Genomic DNA, 20,946 nt, shown 5'->3' on the forward strand with positions numbered 1-20,946 from the left:
TTTTCTTTTTAGTTTATTTTATTTTATGCATGCGATTAATTGTTAGCAATATAATTGAAAAATACTGTCTAAAATTATTGTAAGCTTCAATAGCACTTTTAACTATTTTTTCTTTACAGTATTTTATATACCATTCTATACAATTTCCTTAAAGTTATTAACAGTTTTCGGCAGTTATTAACAATTGTATTAGCCTGTTAATCAGATATATTACTTTTGCATTTCAAAAAAATATTCGTTAAACGTATAAAAAATACTTTTCATCGTATATAAAATTTGGATTAAAATTTTAGACAGTAAAAATAAAAAATTGTATAAAATGGAGAAAGCAATTAATTGCTGCCTTATGGTAGCACTCTTATTATATCTGTTTCAATCTTGTAGAAATGAAGAATTATTTATTAATGAACAAGAAACTTTAACTCAGCATTTTAATGAAGATAAAGATGAAACCTCTGTTGATCTTACTCAACCTTGTGATTTTACTTTAAGTAATTTAAAGCCTAATACCACAGTGGTTATTAATTGTGTTTTAGACTTACAAAGAGAAGTAGTTAATTTGCCTCCTGATGTTTCATTAGTTTATGAAGGTGGAAAAATTGTTAATGGAATTTTAAATTTCTCAGGTAGAGGAGTGATTGATGGCGACTTATTAAATTCTACACTGATACTTACAGGAAGTACTCCCCAACTAAAAGACCCTATATTTAATTTTAATCCTAAACGATGGGGAATTATTGAAGGTAAGGTTTCTGACAAAGTAGCTAAAAATAATACGATGATTCTAAATACGATGATTCTAAAAATTAAGGAATTAGGGATTACTATGTTCGAAATTAATGAAATGGATGCCTATTTTGATGTGAGTGATGGAGATATAGATGAAGTTTCAATAATTATTCCGTCAAATTTTCATTTTAAAATGGGAGATAATTGTAATATAAGAGTTCAACCAAATAGTGATAACGGATTTGCATTAATACGCAGTAGATCAACTGTTAATGTTGTTATTTCTGGGGGTAAGTTATGGGGTGATCGCTATTCCCATGATTATAATACAATGAGTAGTTCTCATGAATGGGGGCATGTCATGTCGTTAAAAGGTGTTCATAATTGTATCATAGATGGTGTTGAAATGTATAACGGAACAGGTGATGGGATTAACATAGATGCTGACCAACATAGATACAATGATGGTACTATAAAACCAAACGGGAGAGAACCAAAAAATGTCATCATAAAGAATTGTTTAATAAATGATAACCGTAGAAACAATATAAGTGTCACCGATGGTACCGATATATATATCGAATATAATATCATAAAAAATGCAGGAAGTGGAGATCACAGCTCAGGAATAAGTGCAAATGGTACATCACCACGCGTTGGAGTTCAGATTGAATCACATAAGCAAAATGCTCCGGACAACAATTCTGTCTACGATTGGGAAAAAACGGAGAATGTACATATTAGGAATAATGTTTTTGAAGATAATTTTGCAGTAGATGTCGGGTTGTATAATGGAGAAGCCGCTTTTGTCTATGAAAATACCTTTAGAAGTCAAAGAGCCGTTGGTGCCGCTTACAGTTACAATAGTAAAATTTACAATAATATTTTTGAAAGGCCAGAAGGATTTATGTCTGGTTCTTCTGGTATTACATTAGAACCTCGATATTGGGCAAATGGAAATCATCGTATTACAGATTATGAAATATATGATAATAAGTTTATTGGATACCAATTCGCTATTGTAGCAGGAGGTCAAGGACATAAATTCAGAAACAATACGATTACTGATTGTCAAAGAGGTATTATCTTATTAGATTCAAAAAATCTTATATTTGAGAATAACAACATAACGAGTAACGCGAGCAGGTCATATGGTTTTTATACATTTTCAGGAGAAACTTCTGTGAAAAATTGTCTAATTAGAAATGGAGAAATCGATGTGCAAACTCGGGATTTGTTTTTTTCCGATGTCAACAATGTTGAAGTCGGAGACATCATAGTTGATAATTTAAATTTTAATGGAGGAGGTGTTTTTCTTAATACTGCTCAAAATATCACTATAAAGAACAGTACTTTTGAGAATATCAAACTTATAGATTCCAGTCCAATACTAATTAATAATAATTAATCCTAATTATGTATCAGGACCTTATTCAGGTTTTATTTTGATATTAATATGCTAAAAATTGCTGAATTATCGCTTTTCAACTTTGTAAAGGAAATAAGAGTTGTTGTTAAATTCTAGCTTTAAAAACTCTGTTTTAAATGACCTCTTGCTTAAAACATAATCTATTTTGTAGTCATCCAGAGCATCAGTCAATAAATTGATATTTTTGGCTATGTCGTTACGTATTTTTACTCTTTTATACCATTCATGAATTTTGTTTAAATCAGCTGGAACAAATTTGTAAACAACGAACATGTCGCGTTCCATTTTTCGTGTTAGTGATAACTTCAAATCATTATCAAAACCGGCGGCAGGATTTGCTAAACCTAGAATATTTGATTCTTTATCGGTTTTTGACTTAATGAATTCACAAACCTCATTAAGTGAAGTGTCAGAATAAGTGATATTTTTATATTGACGAAATGAAACAGTAGCTAATTGTATTAAACCAAGCATTGCTACTCCTGCATAAACTATAGTCTTATATTCTTCTTTTGTGATTTTATAAAGCCAGTTTGTAAGAGTTAGTGTGAAAATAAAAGTTGAAAAAGCATTAATCCGAAATAGATAAAACTTTAAAAATGTTCCATTTTTGTCTATAAATATAAGAGGGACTAACAAAAGAGTACCTGCATATGTAACAATTCCAATTAGGTATAAAACTTTCATTTTACTATCATTGTTTTCTTTTCTATACATATATATCAGAAATAACATAGCCATAACAGAATAAAGAATACCCTTCAATTGAGTACTAAATTCGGCATTAATAAGCGTCGTATGGTGTGGATTCCTAAAGTAGGTATAAATCCAGTCTGAACTTGGCTTCAAATTCGCTGTTACATTTGTATTTATATTGCTATATAATACAAAAACAAATGGCAGAATAGCTAAAACATAAACAAATAATTTTAAGATTAATTTATAATTACTTCGAAAATCCCATTTTTCAATAATTAATATTGATATTGCCATGTAGCCAAAAGCATAAAAACCTACTAGTATATGGAAATATGTTGCTACAATAAGAAACAAAACTGTTAAATTATACTTTTTTTGAATAATGAAATTTAAAGCTAAGAAGACGAATAAATATGCAAATGTTTTTGCCTCTACACTAATGAAAATCCTTGAACCAGCAAAGTAAGATTGATTGTCTAGGTAAATCAAAAATAGGTGCGCAAAAACTATTATATTATTTATTTTCAAAGATTTATAAATTTTATGGAGGACTAATGAAAAAGCGATAATGAACAGCCCTCTGAAAATAAAAACAACTAGCTCAAATGAAAACAGATTTAGAAAAAAACCAATTATGTATTGATATAGTAAACGTGTCCCCGCTGATTCTGTAAGAACAAAAGAATTCACAATCCAATCAGGCTCATAAAATGCCTTTGCTAGTTGTAAATAATTTTCTTCATTATCGTTGAGGGTAAAATGAAGGTAATACATTGACAATATTAATAATAACATTAACAACGTATTAAAATTTTCGAAGCTTCTAACAATGTTGAATTGTATTCGTTTTATCATTTTTAACACTTTTAGTAATTTTAATTATCTCTAGTTTCCTCAATTATGTATCTAGGTCTTTTTTTTGTTTCTTTATATAATTTACCAATGTATTCACCTAATATCCCCATGCACAATAATTGAACTCCACTAATAAAATATATTGGGAGTGTAATCGAAGTCCAACCAGGTACAGTTTCTAAAAACAAATAAGAATATAAAGAATATAGCGCAAGAATTATGCTAATTATAAAAGTCAGTAATCCCAGTTGAGTGACAACTCTAAGAGGCTTAATACTAAATGACGTTATGCCTTCAAGAGCAAAGGCTATCATTTTATTTAAAGGGTATTTCGTTTCTCCAGCAGTTCTTTCTAATCTATTATAATAAACACTTTTTTGCTTAAACCCTATTAAAGGGAAAATACCTCTTAAAAAAAGATTCACTTCCTCAAATCGAAACAAATGTTTTATAACCTCACTACTAGCTAGTCTATAATCAGCATGATTATAGATTATTTCAACGCCTAACATTTTCATTACTTTGTAAAAGTATTGGGCTGTCTGTTTTTTAAAGAATTTATCTGTTTTTCTTTCTTTGCGCACTCCATATACAATATGGTTTCCTTGGTTAAAAGCATTAACCATATCCTCAATTACATGAATATCATCCTGTAAATCGGCATCTATGGTAATCGAACAATCACTTTTAGTAGAGGAATATTTTAAACCTGCCAATAAGGCATTTTGGTGTCCAAAATTTCTTGAAAGTTTAATACCAATGATATGTTTATTTATTTCGCTTAACTTACTTATTATATCCCAGGTTTTATCTTTGCTTCCATCATTTACCAAAACAATAAAGCTAGAGAGACAAATTACACCTCTATCCTTTAAATCTTGCATTAGTATCGATAGTTGTTTTGAGGTTGTTTCGAGAATCTCCTGTTCATTGTAACATGGTAGGATAATACCGAGAATAGGTTTTTTTATGCTCATGGTTTTAATTATTTAGATTTAACTTATCTATTTATTCATATTCATATCGAATCATATTTAACTTAAGACTTCACACCATTTGTCATAAAAAGTACTTCTGTTGAATCTTACCGAATTTTGCTTAGCTCTTAGAGACAATTCTTCATACAGAGACTTGGATTCTATTAACTTTTTCAAAGCAGCCGAATAATTGCTAATATTTTCATATTCAATAACTAGACCAGAATCATCTATTAATTCCAATGGTCCCTCGCAATTATCAAAAACTATGGCAGGTAATCCAATATACTGACTTTCAATTAAAACTAAAGGTGTAGCTTCCATTCTTGAACATAAGCAATATATAGAAGAATTTAAATATTTTTCTTTGATGTTAGAAATTCGACCTTTAACAATAATGTCATTTTCAATATCGTATTGATCTATAATTTTATTAAGCTTTATTTGTTCCTTTTCTGATAACCCAACAATTTCCAAGGTCCAACCATTTTTATCTAGCAAACTCCAAGCTTTAACCAAATAATCAAATCCTTTTACATGAACATTATTTCCTATGGCTAAAACCTTTTTATTATTGTATAAGTGAACATCCAAATCATTCAATTCCTCCTTAATTGTAATTGGATTATATGTTAAGGATATCTTCTTTAAAGGAATATTATATAAATTACTCCAATCTGTTACTTCTTGCTTCGATAACAAAACAAACTTATGAGCTCTCTTGGAGGCATAATATCTGGAGAATCTGTACAAAACGTTATTGAAGTTTTTTGAAAGTGAAAAATGTTCCCAAACGATTAATTTGGTCTTTCTTGGCATAAAAAGACTCTGCATTAAAACAGAATTAGAATCTAAACTAATGTAATAATCGCATGAATTGTTCTTTAGCTCATTATATATCTGCTTATTTAAGTCAAATAACCTAAAAGATTTTAGAGCTCCATTAGCCACTATTTGTTTAATTTTAATCTCTGGTTTTATGCTGAAAAAAGGCTTTTTATCATCTAATACAATGATAGCAATGCTATACTTTTCTATAAGAAGATTAACTAAGGTGGTTAATACTCTTTGAGTTCCGCCTGCGGCGGACAATGTATTTATAAAGAAAGTGATATTTTTCATAGATATAACTATCTATTTTTTAATATTTAATATGCTTAAAACTTTTAATACTAGTGAGTTAATCAATCCTTTTTCGTACTTATTCATCGCTACAAAATAAATAAAACTTGTTGACACGACAATAAAACAAGAGACTTTAAAAGCCAAATTAAACCAACTTCCCGAATCAAAAGTAATTAAGTTTAGTAGATAAGCCGTGATTACTATTAGAGGAATAGAAATAATGTTTCCTTTCAACATAGATAAAGCATATGTTTTTAAGTTCAACCCAAGCTTCTTTTTAAAATAATAATTATTATAGACTACTTGTCCTGTTACGACTGAAGCAGCAATAGCGATGGCAATTCCAATACTATCATAAACATCAACCAGAAAAACAGCAACAATAACACTGACAATAGCTAAAGCTGTATTCACCTGAATTTTACGTGCATGTAGATTGTAGGCTTCCAAGATAGAATTTCCAACGTTTTGTAATGAAGGTATAGTTAGTACAAACATTATAATAATGGCTATAATCCAGGAATCTCCATAACCATCACCAATCCATAATTGAATAAATTGTTGACCGAAAAACATAAACCCAAACAACATGTTGGATATTACAAACCATTGAATTCGACCTACCCGAATCATCAAAGCGGTTAATTCAACGTTAGTGGCCTTATTTACATACATTTTAGTTGCCTTAGGTAAAAACAACCCTGATATGGCAGAAGACATTGTCATATAATAGCTTATAAACAGCATGCCTATAGCAAATACAGCAACTTCTTCGGTTGTAGATTTAATTCCTAATATTGTTTGACCAGATCTCCAGTATAGTTGATCCATTAAAAGACCTAAGAAAATCCAAATTGAATATGAAAAAATCTTATTAATAAACTTTTTGTTGAACTTAGAAAATTTAAACTTTATTGAAAGTTTAAAGCGTATATACCCATAATATATAAGTAAGATTAATAAATTATAAACAGTATCAATTATAACTATTCCTAATGCTTTTCCTCCAGATTTAAGCACTATTATAATAGTGATCGCTCTTAATATAATTCTAAGATAATTTAAAATTTTGGGAAAATTAAATTGCTCATATGCTATTATAATACCCACTAAGGCGCCTCTAGTAATTCCCCAAAATAAATTTAGAAGCATCAGTAAGTACATTATTTTAAATAAATGCAATTCATCTACTGATAGATTATCGAAATAGTAGTCAATTGTAGAATAAATAATAAGACCAACTATAACAATTGTGACGGCTAGGGCGGCATATATTCCTAGATTCGTCGCAATAAAAGATTCCTCTTTTTCCTTATTATTCTCATGTCTATACTTTGAAACGAATCTTACCGTAGTTGGTGTTAAACCAAAGTCTAATAAGGCTAAATATCCAATTAATGACCCGACCAGCATGTACAATCCATATTCAGACTTTCCTAAACTTTCAAGTATAAATGGTGTTAAACCAATACCAACAATAATATTCGTGATAATTGTTAAATAGGATACGGCAGATGCTGTTTTGATTTGACTCATACTTGTTTACTTATAAATATAACTTTATTCTGTATTACCTTGTTTTTTAATAGGTTATTAGTGAAAATCAAGACAAAAACATATAAAGGATAACATGATTGATAACAAAAAGGCCTATTAGAACAATTGTTGAAATAAATATTTTCTTAGCTGGAAATCTTTCATTAATTGTATTAAATAACAGTATTGGAATTATAATCCAGCTATAAACTCCAAATCGATCAGAAAAGGGTATATAAAAGTTTAAAAAGAAAACTGTTGAACTTAAAATATAATATTTAATTAGGAACGAATCCCAGGGATTCCAGTTAGTAAATTTTAAAAATAAGGCAAGGAAAAAGGTATTATATAAGACGAAATCATATCTAAATCCAATTCTATATGTTGTTTCACCTGAATAACTTAAGTTTTTCAAATCTTGGACCCCTAACTCTGATAAAAATGGAATTATATGAAAACCAAATCCAGCCAACGAAAGTAGTATGGTAAGTAAATAAAACCCTATATAAAATTTTATTTTAACTTTATTTGTAAGAGCAACTACTGTTATAAGAACTATTGGAATAATTGCTGTTCTATGAAATAGATATGCTATAACTATGTAAATAATAAAGTTTCTAACACTCCTTTCCAGAATTGAGTAAAGACCTAATAAAATAAAACAAATAGAAAGCCCATTTCTTATAATGTTTATTTCAAGTGATAGAAAAGAAAAACTACTTGCAATGCTTAAAAATAAAATCAAACTACTCCCTTTTTTACTGTAGTTTGTGAATCTTCGAACAAAGACATACAACGCAACATTCGTTACAATTGCTACCATTAATAGAAATACTGTGAAGTTACGATGCCAAAATGAAAGAGATACTAAAAACTCAAATAAAAGATCTGATTTTAATCGGGCAAAAACATCAAAATAATTACTCACTTGTGTAGTCGTGGGAATAAAGTAAAAATTAAAATAATTTCCTGTATCCGTGCCTATATCGGCTTTACGCGTGCCAACTAATAAAATTAAAAGACATACAAAAATTATTAACAACCATTTATCATTCCTGACAAAACGATCTTTTCGAGACATCAATAATTTTAAGACAAACGTGCCAAATAATATATAAAATGCTAAAACATTTTTATACAAACTTATAAATTCTTCAACACTGTAATCCCCAAAAATTCCCATATCTCAATACGAATTGAAAATTAATTTATGAAAGAGCTTGATTTAAAATATCAATATAATTGTTTTTTTCGTTTCCTGTTATCTTGACAGACCTTTTTTCAATGAGAGTATTCGTGGATCCAATTAGAAAATAAAACGAGTATATTAATAGCTTGCTTAGCTTTTTTAAAATATTAAAGACCATAAATAGAACACCTGTTTTATTTTTGTTCTTCCAAAAAGTTCTTATTGAATATTTAGTCGATTTGATATATTTTTTAATTGAAGACGTACTTGCTTCTCTATAATATAATAAAGGTTCTGCTATCCTTACAAAATTACTTTTCTCAACGGTTCTAATCCATAATTCAAAATCTTGTGACCTTCTTAAGGTTTCATCATAGTGATTATTTTTAAACCAATCTGCTTGACCGGTAATTGATGGATGTGCAGTCCAGGATCCTTGTAGTGCCATTTTAAGTGTTATTTGGCTTGAAGCGCTACCCCTTCTTAGACCAATAATCTCATTATTATTATCGATTGCCACTAGACCGGTACCCAATAAATCAACTTTAGAATTATTTATCAAATATTCCACTTGAGTTTTAATTCTATCCGGGAACATGATATCGTCTGCATCCATCCGAGCATAATATTTTCCTTGAGCAAGATTAGAAAGTTGATTTAATCTTTTGGGAAGTCCAGCATTTTTTCCGTCACTAATTACTCTTATGCGATTATCGTTTTTTTCAAACTCAAAAGCAATATTTAATGATGAATCGGTACTCCCATCATCCATCAAAATAATTTCAAGATTGGTATATGTTTGATTTAATGTTGATTTAACAGCATCAGATAGGTATTTTTCAGAGTTATAAAATGGAATACCAACAGTAACTAAAGGCGTATTTAAATTATCCATATATACTTTCTAGTTTTCTTACACTCTTGTTTATATTGAACCCCTTGTCTGATAAAACGTCTAACCTTTTAACAGAACTAATATCTTTTCGCTTCAATATATCCACTAATTTTATTTCCCATTTAGAAAAATCTTCATCTAACCCAGCAAAATCAACTAATTGTAACCCCATATCCACTTCTAGAGATATATTATCTGAAATTAACGATGGCACACCTGTAGCTTGAGATTCTACCAATACCACGGGGAAACCTTCATGAAATGAGGGCATTATCATTAAATCTGTGCCTGCCAAAATATTTGGTATGTCTGAACGAATTCCTAAAAATTCAATAAAATTGTTAAGCTTTCTTTCTTTAACCATTTCCAATAATTCATTTTTCAACGGTCCGCTACCAACAATGGCAATAATAAATTTATGCCCTTTTTTCATCAAATATTCTGCGAAATCTATTGAGAATTTATGATTCTTTACCGGGGAAATTCTGCCAATTTGAGTAATTACAAAGGTCTCATCATCAAGATTAAATTCATCTCTTAAAAATCTTCGGTTTACAATTCTGTTGTTGGAAAAATTTTCTACATCAATGGCATTAAGCAAATATTCAACCTTATTGCTATTTGGAAATAAAAAATCACCTGCTGCTTCTCCGCATGCAATGAAATGCGTTGAAAACATTCGTATTATTCTTCTTGAAGCATTCTGGTAAAACCTACCATAAAATGTTTTACTGTTCACATCGCTTGTATTATGCGAATGAGAAATTCTCATTTCTATTCCAGCGAAATACCCCGCTAAAACATGAAAGGCATTACTAAAAAGCATGTGACAGTGCAAAGCGTGAAAAGGCTTTTCTTGTTTTATCAGTTTTGATAACTTTAAAGTTCGTGTTATGGGATTTGGATTACTAATTCTAAATATTCTACCTCCAAGTTCCAATATTTCATCGTCATAATCGCATTTAGAATCTCTAAAATATACAAAATCGAACTGATATTTAGACTTATCCAATTTTCTGTATAAATTCATCAACATGGTCTCAGCTCCAGCTCTATCCATTCCTCCAACAATATGTAAAACCCTTTTCATTATATTATTTTAACTTAAAAAATTTAAACTCACTTTTTGACTAAATACTAAAGAATTTATTTTGATGGTTTTACAGAAATCCTTTAAATATTTTTATCGACTATTAAATAAAATTTCTACGAGCTTTAATTAAGCTACATTTGTTTCAATTTTCTTATTAGAAAAATAGTTTTTTGTGCTTAGCATTTTTAAAATTGCATAAAAAATATCAAAAGGAAATACCTTAAATAAAAATGCTACAAATTTTATTTTAAATTTTCTATTATCTTTTTTAAGTTCAAAGTCCTTCCAAGGGGTTTTTCTAAGATACATTAAATACTTGTCCGTTAATGGATGCTCAGACCCTTTCACCCATGGACGTGTAATAAATGAAGGAGTAAGATGTACAAAAATAGGGTTAACTATTGCTTCCTGTAACTCTTCATTACTATAATATGTTTTTAATCCATATAATTTTTTTAACTGTTCGCTTTTCATTAAATAAAAAGGGGTGATACAATTGTAACTGGGCGGCAAAGTATAAAAATCATCATAAAATAATGCATTTATAACTGCTTGGTCATTGCCATACTTTACTTTGCGTTTAACATAAGTCTTCATAAACTCCTCTACAATTACTATACTGTTATTATCTCTGAACTTCTTTAAATTCATAAGTAACATTCCCGAATTAAAATATTTACAATCTAATGGAATATTGATTGATAATTTATGATTAACCGTTATGACATCAACAACACCGGCAAAAGAGTATTTTTCGATATCGATCTCCCACAACCCCTTAAAAGACCCTAAAACTAGAGCATCACAATCTAAATAAATAACCTTCTCAATAGTTTTAGGTAACAATTTTGAAAGATAGAGTCTGGCATATTTATTGATTTTAGCAACTTCAAAAACAAAATCTCCAACTATTTCTTTTGATCTTTCGAAATCATAAATAGTACACTTTGCATTATTCGCTACTATCATTTCTTTAATTTTATCCTGACTGCTTGGAGAAATTCCAACAGAAATAATGTGAAATCTAAGCTTTAATTCATTTGCATTATTTTCAATTGCAGAAATAATTGCAGTCGCTAAAAATGGAACATAGTTTTCATCACTTGATAACGCAATATGTATCTCCATAACTATTCTTCTTTATAAACTTTAAAAACGTCTCTTAATTCCTAAAAATGATATGTTTACAGCCTACCATTGGCACTTTCTTTTAATATTCCTTTTACGTCATATAAAATCCCATTAGAATTTAAAAATGATTTAAAGTCTTCTTTTATAAATTCGTTGTGAGCAACAGTTAAAACAATACCATCGTATTTCTTATCAGGCAAATTAGTTATTGTTTGCAAGTTGTATTCATGTTCCACTTCTTCGGGGTTTGCCCAGGGATCATATATAGTAACATCAGTTCCATAACTTTTTAGTTGATTGATAACATCTACAACTTTTGTATTTCTTACATCGGGACAATTCTCTTTGAAGGTAATTCCAAGCACTAGAATATTAGCATCCTTTATTTGTATATCGTTTTGAATCATCAATTTTATAACTTCAGAGGCAATATATTCTCCCATACCGTCATTAACCCGCCTTCCTGCTAGAATTATTTCCGGATGATATCCAACTTCCTGCGCTTTTTGAGCCAAATAATAAGGGTCTACTCCAATGCAGTGGCCACCAACCAAACCAGGTTTAAAAGGTAAAAAATTCCATTTAGTTCCGGCCGCTTCTAGAACATCAAGTGTATCGATATCCATTCGGTTAAAAATTTTAGCTAGCTCGTTAACAAAAGCAATGTTTATATCCCTTTGAGAGTTTTCTATGACTTTAGCCGCTTCCGCGACTTTAATTGTTGGTGCCAAATGTGTTCCTGCAGTAATAACTGATGCATAAAGATTGTCCACCATTTTACCAACTTCTGGAGTGGAACCAGCTGTAACTTTTAATATTTTCTCTACAGTATGCTCTTTATCTCCTGGATTAATACGTTCAGGAGAATATCCGGCAAAGAAATCTTTATTAAACTTTAATCCACTTATTTTTTCTAATACAGGTACACATTCATCTTCAGTTACACCGGGATAAACAGTAGATTCATATATAACTATATTTCCCTTCTTTAATACCTTTGCAACTGTTTCACTAGATTTATATAAGGGCTTTAAATTTGGTCTATTATTTTTATCGATAGGTGTTGGAACCGTAATTATATAATAGTTACAATCTTTTATATCTTCAACATTTGAAGAGCAAAACAGGCCTGTTTTATCATTATTAGAAGCTTTTAAAACTTTTTTTAAAACGGTTGATTCAACTTCTAGGGTAGAATCAATGCCTTCCGATAATTCTTTGATACGATTTTCGTTAATATCAAAACCAACAACATAGTATTTTGTAGCAAATAACCTAGCCAATGGAAGCCCCACATAGCCTAAACCTATGATTGCAATTTTATCCTTATTCATAAATTAATCATTTTCCTATTGAATAATATTCAAACCCGATCTTATTCATTTCAGATTTGTCTAATAAGTTTCTGCCATCAAAAATAAAGGCGGGTTTTTTCATGTTCTTATAAATTTTCTTCCAATCATATGATTTAAACTCATCCCATTCCGTCATGATGGCAACAGCATGGGCATCATTTAGGGCCTCATATGGAGAATCGACACAAGTAGTAAGGCCTTTATGATTTTCTTCTTCTGTCCTGTTGCCTAAATAATTTAAATCTGACTGCATTTTGGAACAAGACACCTTTGGATCATAAACTGAAATCATTGCTTGTTCGTTTAATAAATGGTCTGCAACATAGATTGCCGCGGACTCTCTGGTGTCATTTGTATCTTTTTTAAATGCCCAGCCTAACATGCCTATTTTTTTTCCTGAAACGGTATTATAGAGCGTTTTTATTAAACGATCTGAAAAGCGACGTTTCTGGTGATTGTTCATAATTATTACTTGCTCCCAATAGTCTGCAACCTCATTTAAGTTATAACTTCTTGCGATATATACGAGATTTAAAATATCTTTTTGAAAACAAGAGCCTCCAAATCCCACAGAAGATTTTAAAAACTTAGCACCAATTCTAGAATCCATTCCTATAGCTTTAGAAACTTCTTCAATATTAGCCCCGGTAAGTTCACACAATTCCGACATAGCATTAATTGAAGATATTCGTTGTGCTAAAAACGCATTTGCTGTTAATTTTGATAGTTCTGAAGACCAAACATTTGTTTTTAAAATTTTATTTTGAGGTACCCAACTAGAATATATACCAGCCAAACAATTTATAGCTTTTTCTGAATCACCACCAATAAGCACCCTGTCTGGGTTTAATAAATCTTCAATAGCGGTACCCTCAGCTAAAAACTCAGGGTTTGATAAAATATCAAAATTAACATCATTCCCTGTGTTGTGCAAAATACTTTTAATAGCTCCAGCTGTTCTAACCGGTAAGGTAGATTTTTCTACAACAATTTTATTGGTTGTGGCTATTTCAGCTATATTTCTTGCGCAAAGCTCTACATATTTAAGATCTGCAGCCATGCCTTTCCCTTTTCCATAGGTCTTAGTTGGCGTGTTTACCGATATAAAAATCATTTCAGATTCCTGTATAGCTTTATTTATTTCTGTAGAAAAAAACAGATTTTTATTCCTGGTATCTTTCACTATTTCTGCAAGCCCGGGTTCATAAATTGGTAACTTTGATAAATCATTATCATTCCATGCTGCTATACGTAATTCGTTAATATCGACAATAGTGACCTTTATATTAGGGTTCTTTTTGGCAATAACTGCCATTGTAGGCCCTCCAACATAGCCAGCACCAATGCAGCATATATTATTGATTTTCATTTGCTTATATATTTTTATAATACCAGCTAACAGCTTCTTTTAGCCCACTACTGATATCAAATTGAGGTTGATAGTTTAATAATTTTTTTGCTTTGTTAATAGATGCAAGAGAGTGAGGAATATCTCCAATTCTGTTATCTCGGTGTTTTATCTCTAGATTTTTTATTGCAGAGTCAAATTCAGATAGATAGGTCTTTAATAAAACCGCTAACTCTAACAATGTAGTTCGCTCACCATAGGCCACATTATAGATTGTGTTTAAAGCCAACTCATTTTTGGTTGTTAAAGCTCTAATATTCATTTGTACTACATTGTCAATGTAAGTGAAATCTCTTGAATAACTTCCATCTCCATTAATAATTGGAGATTCATGGTTCATTAATTGTTGAACAAATTTAGGGATTACTGCTGCATAGGCGCCATTAGGATCTTGCCTTTTTCCAAATACATTGAAATACCTAAGCCCAATAGTATCAAGTCCGTAAGTTTTATTAAAAATATCGGCGTATAATTCGTTTACATATTTTGTAATCGCATATGGGGATAATGGTTTCCCAATGGTACCTTCAACTTTGGGTAAGGCTTCATGATCTCCGTATGTCGACGAGCTAGCAGCATAAACAAATCTTTTGACTTTGGCGTCTCTAGCTGCAACTAACATGTTTAAAAAACCGGATACATTTACATCGTTAGTAGTAATAGGATCATTAATAGAACGAGGAACCGATCCTAAAGCAGCTTGATGCAGGATGTAATCTATGCCGTCACAAGCATTTTGACAATCATTTAAGTTTCTTATATCTCCCTCTATTAATTTAAAGTTCTTGTCCTCTGTAAAAGGAATTATGTTTTTTCGCTTTCCAGTTGCAAAATTATCTAAACATATGGTTTTAATGTTATTACTTAAGAGGGTTTCACAGAGATTTGAGCCAATAAATCCGGCTCCACCAGTAACTAGAACAGTTTTATTTTTTAGTAGTTCTATATTCATCAAATTTGGGTTTTAATTTAGGTGCGCTAATATGTGAAAAATAATTTAAAGACTTATTATTATTATATTAACTAAATGTTTTTGACGACAAACGTCCAGTATTTAAATAAAAATGCAAAAAAAACCGATAAAATTAATTGTATTGACTATTTATAATAATCAACAAACCAATCTATAAAAGATTTCACCCCTTTTTTTATACTCGTATTAGGACTATAATTGTAGTCATTAATTAACGCATCAACATTGGCCCACGTGCGTTCTACATCACCAGGTTGAATTGGGAGCATCTCTTTTTTAGATTTCTTTTTTAAATTTAATTCTATCTCTTTTATGAAATCAAGCAGTTTTACCGAACTATTATTACCTATATTATATAGTTTATACAAATCACCATTTAGAACTCTATTATCTATTGATTTATCAATAATAAGGACAATGCCTTCTACTATATCATCTATATATGTAAAATCGCGTTCCATTTTACCATAGTTAAAAACTTTTATTGGCTTATTTTTTATGATAGCATTTGTAAATAAAAACATAGCCATATCTGGGCGACCCCATGGGCCATATACAGTGAAGAAACGTAATCCAGTTGTTGGGATTTTGAATAAATGACCATACGTATGTGCCATTAACTCATTACTTTTCTTTGTTGCAGCGTAAAGGCTTATAGGGTGGTCCACGTTGTCTTCTGTAGAGAAAGGAATTTTCTTATTAAGACCATATACGCTTGAGCTACTTGCATAAACCAAGTGCTTAATGTTATTACTTCTACAACATTCAAGTATATTAAGAAAGCCAACCATATTAGAATCTACATAAGATTCTGGGTTTTCCAAGCTGTATCTAACTCCTGCTTGAGCAGCCAGGTTACAGACTATATCAAATTTTTCTTTTTGGAATACCTCTGGAAGTCTGTCACGGTCTTCAATATTCATTCTAACAAATGAAAAATTTTGGTCTTTTTTACTAGAGCAAGTTTTGTTAAAAGTAACAGCTTCGTTTTTGTTTATTCCTAGTTGTTCTAGCCTGGAAAGTTTTAAGTTAATGTCATAATAATCATTTATATTATCCAATCCAAAAACTTTGTGCCCTTTATTTAATAACGTTTTGGAGACATGGTAACCTATAAAGCCGGCAGCCCCCGTAACTAGTATTTTCATTTAGTATATTTTAAATATTATATCAAAGATTAAAAAAATGAATTAATTAACGGTAATTTTTCTTATTAATTTGCCATTAAATTAATTGTCAATTTTGACCTATTGTCGACAACATGCATACTTTTACTTTTAATTATATCAATAGATGTATTTAACCGATTTTAATAACGCTTTTAGCGAAATAACTAAAATCTAATCTTATTGCTTTAAAACAATTACTAAATTTACATCGTAAAATGCAAAATTGAATTGATTAATAGCATATTAATTTAATTGTGTTAAGTGATAATAAAGGTGTGTAAAGCTCTCATAACAAACTAATTTAGATTACTTTTTATAATCATTAAATACAAGCTTGAAAATTATATTGACTAATTATTGAAATTAATTTTGTTTATGTATGAGAGGGGATTTTCAGAGAATTTTTTATAAATGATATGTAACATAGTAAGAAACTGTGGCTGGAAATCTATACTTAAAATTTAACTAAATCAAACTGATGCTGACAAAGACAAAGATATATTTATCATCACCTCATATGGGAGGAGCAGAGTTGGATTTTGTCAATGATGCCTTCTCAACTAATTGGATAGCGCCATTAGGACCCAATGTAGATGGATTTGAGGAAGATTTAAAGTATTATTTAGGTGATGAAAGACATGTTGCAGCGTTAAGTTCTGGTACAGCATCCATACATTTGGCTTTACAATTGCTGGACGTATCAGCAGGAGATGAAGTATTATGCCAAAGTTTTACGTTTTCGGCTTCGGCAAATCCTATTATATATCAAGGCGCTACACCAATTTTTATAGATAGTGAGGCCGAGACCTGGAATATGTGTCCGGAATTGCTTGAAATAGCGATTAAAGATAGAATTGAAAAGAATAAAAAGCCTAAGGCTATTATTGCTGTTCATTTATATGGTATGCCATACAAGGCTAATGAGATTAACGAGGTAGCAAAAAGATATGAAATCCCCGTTATTGAAGATAGTGCAGAAGCCTTAGGGAGTACTTACTTTGGAAAAGCATGCGGAACATTGGCTGATATAGGCATTTTATCATTTAACGGAAACAAAATAATAACAACATCCGGAGGAGGAGCTTTGATAGTCAAAACCAAAGCCATGAAAGATAAGGCTGTTTTTTTGTCAACCCAAGCCAGAGATCATGCACCACATTATGAGCATTCTTTTGTAGGTTTTAACTATAGAATGAGTAATGTTCTGGCTGGCATAGGTAGAGGACAAATGCAGGTTATTGATGACAGGGTTCAGGCCAGAAGGAAGAATTTTAATTTTTATAAATCAAACTTAGATAAGTTTGATTCCATTGAACTATTACAGGAACCCAAAGGATTTTGTTCAAATAGATGGATTACCTGTATCAAAACAGATTCTTATGCAAAAAGAGAAGCAATAAGATTGGCGCTTCAAAATGATGATATTGAATCAAGGCCATTGTGGAAGCCAATGCATATGCAACCTGTTTTTAAGGAATGTTTACATTTTACAAATGGTATTTCAGAAGATTTATTTGAAAAAGGACTTTGTTTGCCTAGCGGTTCTAATTTAAGTGAGGATGACTTAAATAGAATTGTTGAAATAATTATAGAAACTCCAAACTTATGATAAAAAAATACTTTACTTATCTCTCACAAAAGTATGCGTCAAAATGGCTGGTATTTAGTATAGACTTAACTATTGTTTTGCTAACGTTTTTTGCTGCATATTTAATCAGGTTTAATTTTACTTTAAATTTTGATATTAAGCAGTTTATAGTTCAATTACCGTTCTTGATAATAGTATCGGCTTTCAGTTTCCTTTTAATGGGGTCTTTTAAAAGTGTTATCCGGCATACGGGGTTTACAGATGTTGTTAACTTATTCAAATCTATCAGTTTAATGTCTGGGATATGTGTTGGCGTTGTGCTATTAAATAGACTATTTGGACTTGTACCCGGTTTTACAATACCACTCTCTATAATAATATTGCATGCGTTGTTAAGTTTTGTGATTTTGGCAGCAAGTAGGTTGGTTTTTAAAATGGGATACAGGTACTTAAAATGCAAACTGGAATCATCAAAGCGTGTTTTAATTTATGGAGCGGCAGATTCAGGTATTGTTACCTATAATGCCTTGGTGAGTAACTCCAGTACCACATTTCAGGTTCTTGCCTTTATTGATGATAACCCAAAAAAGCGTGGAAAAAAAATTAACGGTATTTCAATTTTGAATAATGAACAGGTTACGAATAACTATGTAAGGGTTAATAATATAAATGAAATAATTGTTGCTTCTCAGTCTATTAAATCTGAGAAGTTAATAAGCTTATTGGATGCGTTGGTTGATTCTGATGTAAAAGTCACAAAAGTTCCGCCAATTGAGCAATGGATAAATGGAGAATTAAGTGCCAAGCAAATTAAGCAGGTACAAATAGAAGACTTATTGGGACGACCACCAATAGAAATAGATAATCCTAATCTTTTAAATGAGTTTAGAGGAGAAACTGTAGTTATTACAGGTGCAGCCGGATCTATAGGGAGTGAATTGGTTAAACAGCTTTCAAATTTTAATGTAAAAGAATTAATTTTAATTGATCAGGCTGAATCGCCGCTATATGATGTTCAGCAAGATTTAAAGCGTGATGGGAAACATAACTTTACAGCTATTGTAGCCGATATTAGAGATGGGTTAAGAATAGATGCTATTTTCCAAAAACATAAACCTACTATGGTATTTCATGCTGCAGCATACAAGCATGTGCCATTAATGGAACAAACCCCTTATGAAGCTATTAAAATTAACGTTAACGGGACTAAGTTGTTAGCTGATACTGCCTCAAGATATAATGTTAAAAAGTTTGTCTTTGTGTCTACAGATAAGGCAGTAAATCCAACCAGTGTCATGGGGGCAACCAAAAGAATGGCAGAAATGTATATTAGCTGTCTTCAAAAAGAAAGTAAAACTAAGTTTATCACTACCAGGTTTGGTAATGTTCTGGGGTCAAATGGATCTGTAATTCCATTATTCAAGAAGCAAATAGAACGAGGAGGACCATTAACACTTACCCATCAGGAAATCACCAGATATTTTATGACTATACCTGAAGCTTCTCGGTTGGTTTTAGAGGCTGGAACAATGGGTAAAGGAGGAGAGATATTTATTTTTGATATGGGAGAATCTGTGAAGATATTTGACCTTGCCAAAAATATGATCAAGCTTTCTGGACTGAGGTATCCTGAAGATATAGATATAAAGATTACCGGTTTGCGTCCGGGGGAAAAGCTTTATGAGGAATTATTGGCAAACGGAGAAAACACCTTATCAACATACCATAAGAAAATATTAATAAGTAAGACCAGAGAATTAGATCATAATAAAGTGAAGTCACAGATAGAAGAACTTTGTATTACTAACCGTTTCCAAAATAACAACATTGTTATGAAAATGAAGCAATTAATACCGGAGTATAAATCTAATAATTCAGACTACGAAAGGTTTGACAAAAGAGTTCAAATTTATAAAAAGGCCAAAGGTGTATCAGAAAGCAGAACTGATAAAAATTACGGTAACCTATAATTAATCACTTTAATTTTATTATTCCCCCCCCCAATTATTATGTTAAAAATGAACATAGCTCTTATAAAAACTAAGCAGGTATTTACCGGTTTGGTAATTAGTTTGTTTTTGTCTTCATGTGCCACAAGGGAAGATGTAGTTTACTTTCAAAATGCCAAAAATTTTGAAACTGTGGTAGATACCGATACTTTTAAGGCTAAGTTAAAAGTAGGGGATATAGTGAGTATTTATGTTTCTACACTGGACCAAACGGTTACACAACCTTATAATTTAATTAGAACTACTGGAGCTCAGGGAGAGTTAGTTGATTATTTAATTGATGTAGAAGGAAATATAGATTACCCTGTTTTAGGCAAAATAAAACTACTAGGACTTACGGTTGAAGAAGCAAAAGCACTTTTCAAGAAAAAATTTGCTGAGGGTAAGTTATTAAAAGACCCTGTGATTATTTTTCGAGTACTTAATTTTAGAGTAACTATAGCAGGGGAAGTACGTAGCCCTGGTGTTTACCCTGTTTCAGGAGAAAGAATCTCTGTTTTAGAAGCACTAGGTATGGCTGGAGACTTAACAATAAAGGGGAGAAGGGATAATGTTTTGATAGTTAGAGATTTTAATGGCACAAAAACATACACCAGAATTGACTTAACCAATAAAGAAGTTTTCAACTCTCCTGTTTATTATTTGACGCAAAATGACTATGTTTATGTTGAGCCAAATAGATCTGCTATAAGTAGTGCTTCTGGAAATTCAAGCCTTGGAACTTTAATTTCAATTACAACATTTCTTATAACCACAACACTCTTATTAATTACTAGAAATTAGAAA

16 protein-coding genes are annotated in these 20,946 nt (G+C 30.8%); 4 read left to right on the forward strand and 12 right to left on the reverse strand.

Translation table 11 applies throughout. From position 1 onward, the window contains the following. Positions 1–319: 319 nt before the first annotated feature. Positions 320–2,137, forward strand: coding sequence for a right-handed parallel beta-helix repeat-containing protein (locus VOI54_RS13475; RefSeq protein ID WP_326283360.1), 1,818 nt, complete (start codon positions 320–322; stop codon positions 2,135–2,137). Between the two features lie 66 nt (positions 2,138–2,203). On the opposite strand, the gene VOI54_RS13480 is transcribed toward VOI54_RS13475, so the two are convergent. The 12 genes from VOI54_RS13480 to VOI54_RS13535 all read right to left on the reverse strand — a co-directional run bounded on the left by VOI54_RS13480 (position 2,204) and on the right by VOI54_RS13535 (position 16,542). Beyond that, positions 2,204–3,652: a hypothetical protein gene (locus VOI54_RS13480; RefSeq protein ID WP_326283361.1), complete on the reverse strand. Its 1,449-nt coding sequence runs from the start codon at positions 3,650–3,652 to the stop codon at positions 2,204–2,206. Between the two features lie 80 nt (positions 3,653–3,732). Next, positions 3,733–4,689 (reverse strand): glycosyltransferase family 2 protein, encoded by a 957-nt coding sequence (locus VOI54_RS13485; RefSeq protein WP_326283362.1) that lies wholly within the window; start codon positions 4,687–4,689, stop codon positions 3,733–3,735. A gap of 57 nt (positions 4,690–4,746) precedes the next feature. Then, positions 4,747–5,811, reverse strand: coding sequence for a glycosyltransferase (locus VOI54_RS13490; RefSeq protein ID WP_326283363.1), 1,065 nt, complete (start codon positions 5,809–5,811; stop codon positions 4,747–4,749). Between the two features lie 12 nt (positions 5,812–5,823). Next, the gene (locus VOI54_RS13495; protein WP_326283364.1) at positions 5,824–7,350 is read right to left on the reverse strand and encodes a lipopolysaccharide biosynthesis protein; all 1,527 of its coding nucleotides are present in this window, start codon (positions 7,348–7,350) and stop codon (positions 5,824–5,826) included. Between the two features lie 67 nt (positions 7,351–7,417). Further along, positions 7,418–8,533, reverse strand: a complete 1,116-nt coding sequence (locus VOI54_RS13500) for an EpsG family protein (RefSeq protein ID WP_326283365.1) — start codon at positions 8,531–8,533, stop codon at positions 7,418–7,420. A gap of 25 nt (positions 8,534–8,558) precedes the next feature. Further along, on the reverse strand, positions 8,559–9,434 hold the full coding sequence (locus tag VOI54_RS13505; RefSeq protein WP_326283366.1) for a glycosyltransferase family 2 protein: 876 nt from the start codon (positions 9,432–9,434) through the stop codon (positions 8,559–8,561). Further along, positions 9,427–10,524 carry a glycosyltransferase gene (locus VOI54_RS13510; protein WP_326283367.1) on the reverse strand — a complete coding sequence of 366 codons (1,098 nt, stop codon included), beginning with the start codon at positions 10,522–10,524 and terminating at the stop codon, positions 9,427–9,429. The genes VOI54_RS13505 and VOI54_RS13510 overlap by 8 nt, the downstream gene beginning before the upstream one ends. 129 nt (positions 10,525–10,653) lie before the next feature. Beyond that, on the reverse strand, positions 10,654–11,655 hold the full coding sequence (locus tag VOI54_RS13515) for a glycosyltransferase family 8 protein (protein ID WP_326283368.1): 1,002 nt from the start codon (positions 11,653–11,655) through the stop codon (positions 10,654–10,656). Between the two features lie 56 nt (positions 11,656–11,711). Beyond that, complete coding sequence (locus VOI54_RS13520; RefSeq protein ID WP_326283369.1) at positions 11,712–12,992, reverse strand: nucleotide sugar dehydrogenase; 1,281 nt, start codon at positions 12,990–12,992, stop codon at positions 11,712–11,714. 7 nt (positions 12,993–12,999) lie between these two features. Continuing rightward, the gene (locus tag VOI54_RS13525; RefSeq protein ID WP_326283370.1) at positions 13,000–14,382 is read right to left on the reverse strand and encodes a nucleotide sugar dehydrogenase; all 1,383 of its coding nucleotides are present in this window, start codon (positions 14,380–14,382) and stop codon (positions 13,000–13,002) included. A 4-nt stretch (positions 14,383–14,386) separates the two neighbouring features. After that, entirely contained in the window at positions 14,387–15,373 is a 987-nt protein-coding gene (locus tag VOI54_RS13530) for an SDR family oxidoreductase (protein ID WP_326283371.1), read from the reverse strand. A 146-nt stretch (positions 15,374–15,519) separates the two neighbouring features. Beyond that, a complete protein-coding gene (locus tag VOI54_RS13535) occupies positions 15,520–16,542 on the reverse strand; it encodes an NAD-dependent epimerase (RefSeq protein ID WP_326283372.1) in 1,023 nt (340 codons plus the stop codon). A gap of 499 nt (positions 16,543–17,041) precedes the next feature. On the opposite strand from VOI54_RS13535, the gene VOI54_RS13540 reads away from it, so the two are divergent. From VOI54_RS13540 to VOI54_RS13550, 3 genes are read left to right on the forward strand one after another with little or no spacing between them, the layout of a single operon-like run. Beyond that, complete coding sequence (locus VOI54_RS13540; protein WP_326283373.1) at positions 17,042–18,172, forward strand: DegT/DnrJ/EryC1/StrS family aminotransferase; 1,131 nt, start codon at positions 17,042–17,044, stop codon at positions 18,170–18,172. Next, entirely contained in the window at positions 18,169–20,121 is a 1,953-nt protein-coding gene (locus tag VOI54_RS13545) for a polysaccharide biosynthesis protein (RefSeq protein ID WP_326283374.1), read from the forward strand. Before VOI54_RS13540 ends, VOI54_RS13545 begins: the two co-directional genes overlap by 4 nt. Before the next feature lie 48 nt (positions 20,122–20,169). Beyond that, entirely contained in the window at positions 20,170–20,943 is a 774-nt protein-coding gene (locus VOI54_RS13550) for a polysaccharide biosynthesis/export family protein (RefSeq protein WP_326283375.1), read from the forward strand. Positions 20,944–20,946: the final 3 nt, after the last annotated feature.

This window comes from Alterotamlana spongicola (assembly GCF_035818475.1).
Classification (GTDB): domain Bacteria; phylum Bacteroidota; class Bacteroidia; order Flavobacteriales; family Flavobacteriaceae; genus Cognatitamlana.

Excerpts from the sequence above, each read along its gene's own strand:
- VOI54_RS13475 (WP_326283360.1), top strand. The coding sequence starts at position 320 with ATGGAGAAAGCAATTAATTGCTGCCTTATGGTAGCACTCTTATTATAT.
- VOI54_RS13480 (WP_326283361.1), bottom strand. The coding sequence starts at position 3,652 with ATGTTATTATTAATATTGTCAATGTATTACCTTCATTTTACCCTCAAC.
- VOI54_RS13485 (WP_326283362.1), bottom strand. The coding sequence starts at position 4,689 with ATGAGCATAAAAAAACCTATTCTCGGTATTATCCTACCATGTTACAAT.
- VOI54_RS13490 (WP_326283363.1), bottom strand. The coding sequence starts at position 5,811 with ATGAAAAATATCACTTTCTTTATAAATACATTGTCCGCCGCAGGCGGA.
- VOI54_RS13495 (WP_326283364.1), bottom strand. The coding sequence starts at position 7,350 with ATGAGTCAAATCAAAACAGCATCTGCCGTATCCTATTTAACAATTATC.
- VOI54_RS13500 (WP_326283365.1), bottom strand. The coding sequence starts at position 8,533 with ATGGGAATTTTTGGGGATTACAGTGTTGAAGAATTTATAAGTTTGTAT.
- VOI54_RS13505 (WP_326283366.1), bottom strand. The coding sequence starts at position 9,434 with ATGGATAATTTAAATACGCCTTTAGTTACTGTTGGTATTCCATTTTAT.
- VOI54_RS13510 (WP_326283367.1), bottom strand. The coding sequence starts at position 10,524 with ATGAAAAGGGTTTTACATATTGTTGGAGGAATGGATAGAGCTGGAGCT.
- VOI54_RS13515 (WP_326283368.1), bottom strand. The coding sequence starts at position 11,655 with ATGGAGATACATATTGCGTTATCAAGTGATGAAAACTATGTTCCATTT.
- VOI54_RS13520 (WP_326283369.1), bottom strand. The coding sequence starts at position 12,992 with ATGAATAAGGATAAAATTGCAATCATAGGTTTAGGCTATGTGGGGCTT.
- VOI54_RS13525 (WP_326283370.1), bottom strand. The coding sequence starts at position 14,382 with ATGAAAATCAATAATATATGCTGCATTGGTGCTGGCTATGTTGGAGGG.
- VOI54_RS13530 (WP_326283371.1), bottom strand. The coding sequence starts at position 15,373 with ATGAATATAGAACTACTAAAAAATAAAACTGTTCTAGTTACTGGTGGA.
- VOI54_RS13535 (WP_326283372.1), bottom strand. The coding sequence starts at position 16,542 with ATGAAAATACTAGTTACGGGGGCTGCCGGCTTTATAGGTTACCATGTC.
- VOI54_RS13540 (WP_326283373.1), top strand. The coding sequence starts at position 17,042 with ATGCTGACAAAGACAAAGATATATTTATCATCACCTCATATGGGAGGA.
- VOI54_RS13545 (WP_326283374.1), top strand. The coding sequence starts at position 18,169 with ATGATAAAAAAATACTTTACTTATCTCTCACAAAAGTATGCGTCAAAA.
- VOI54_RS13550 (WP_326283375.1), top strand. The coding sequence starts at position 20,170 with ATGAACATAGCTCTTATAAAAACTAAGCAGGTATTTACCGGTTTGGTA.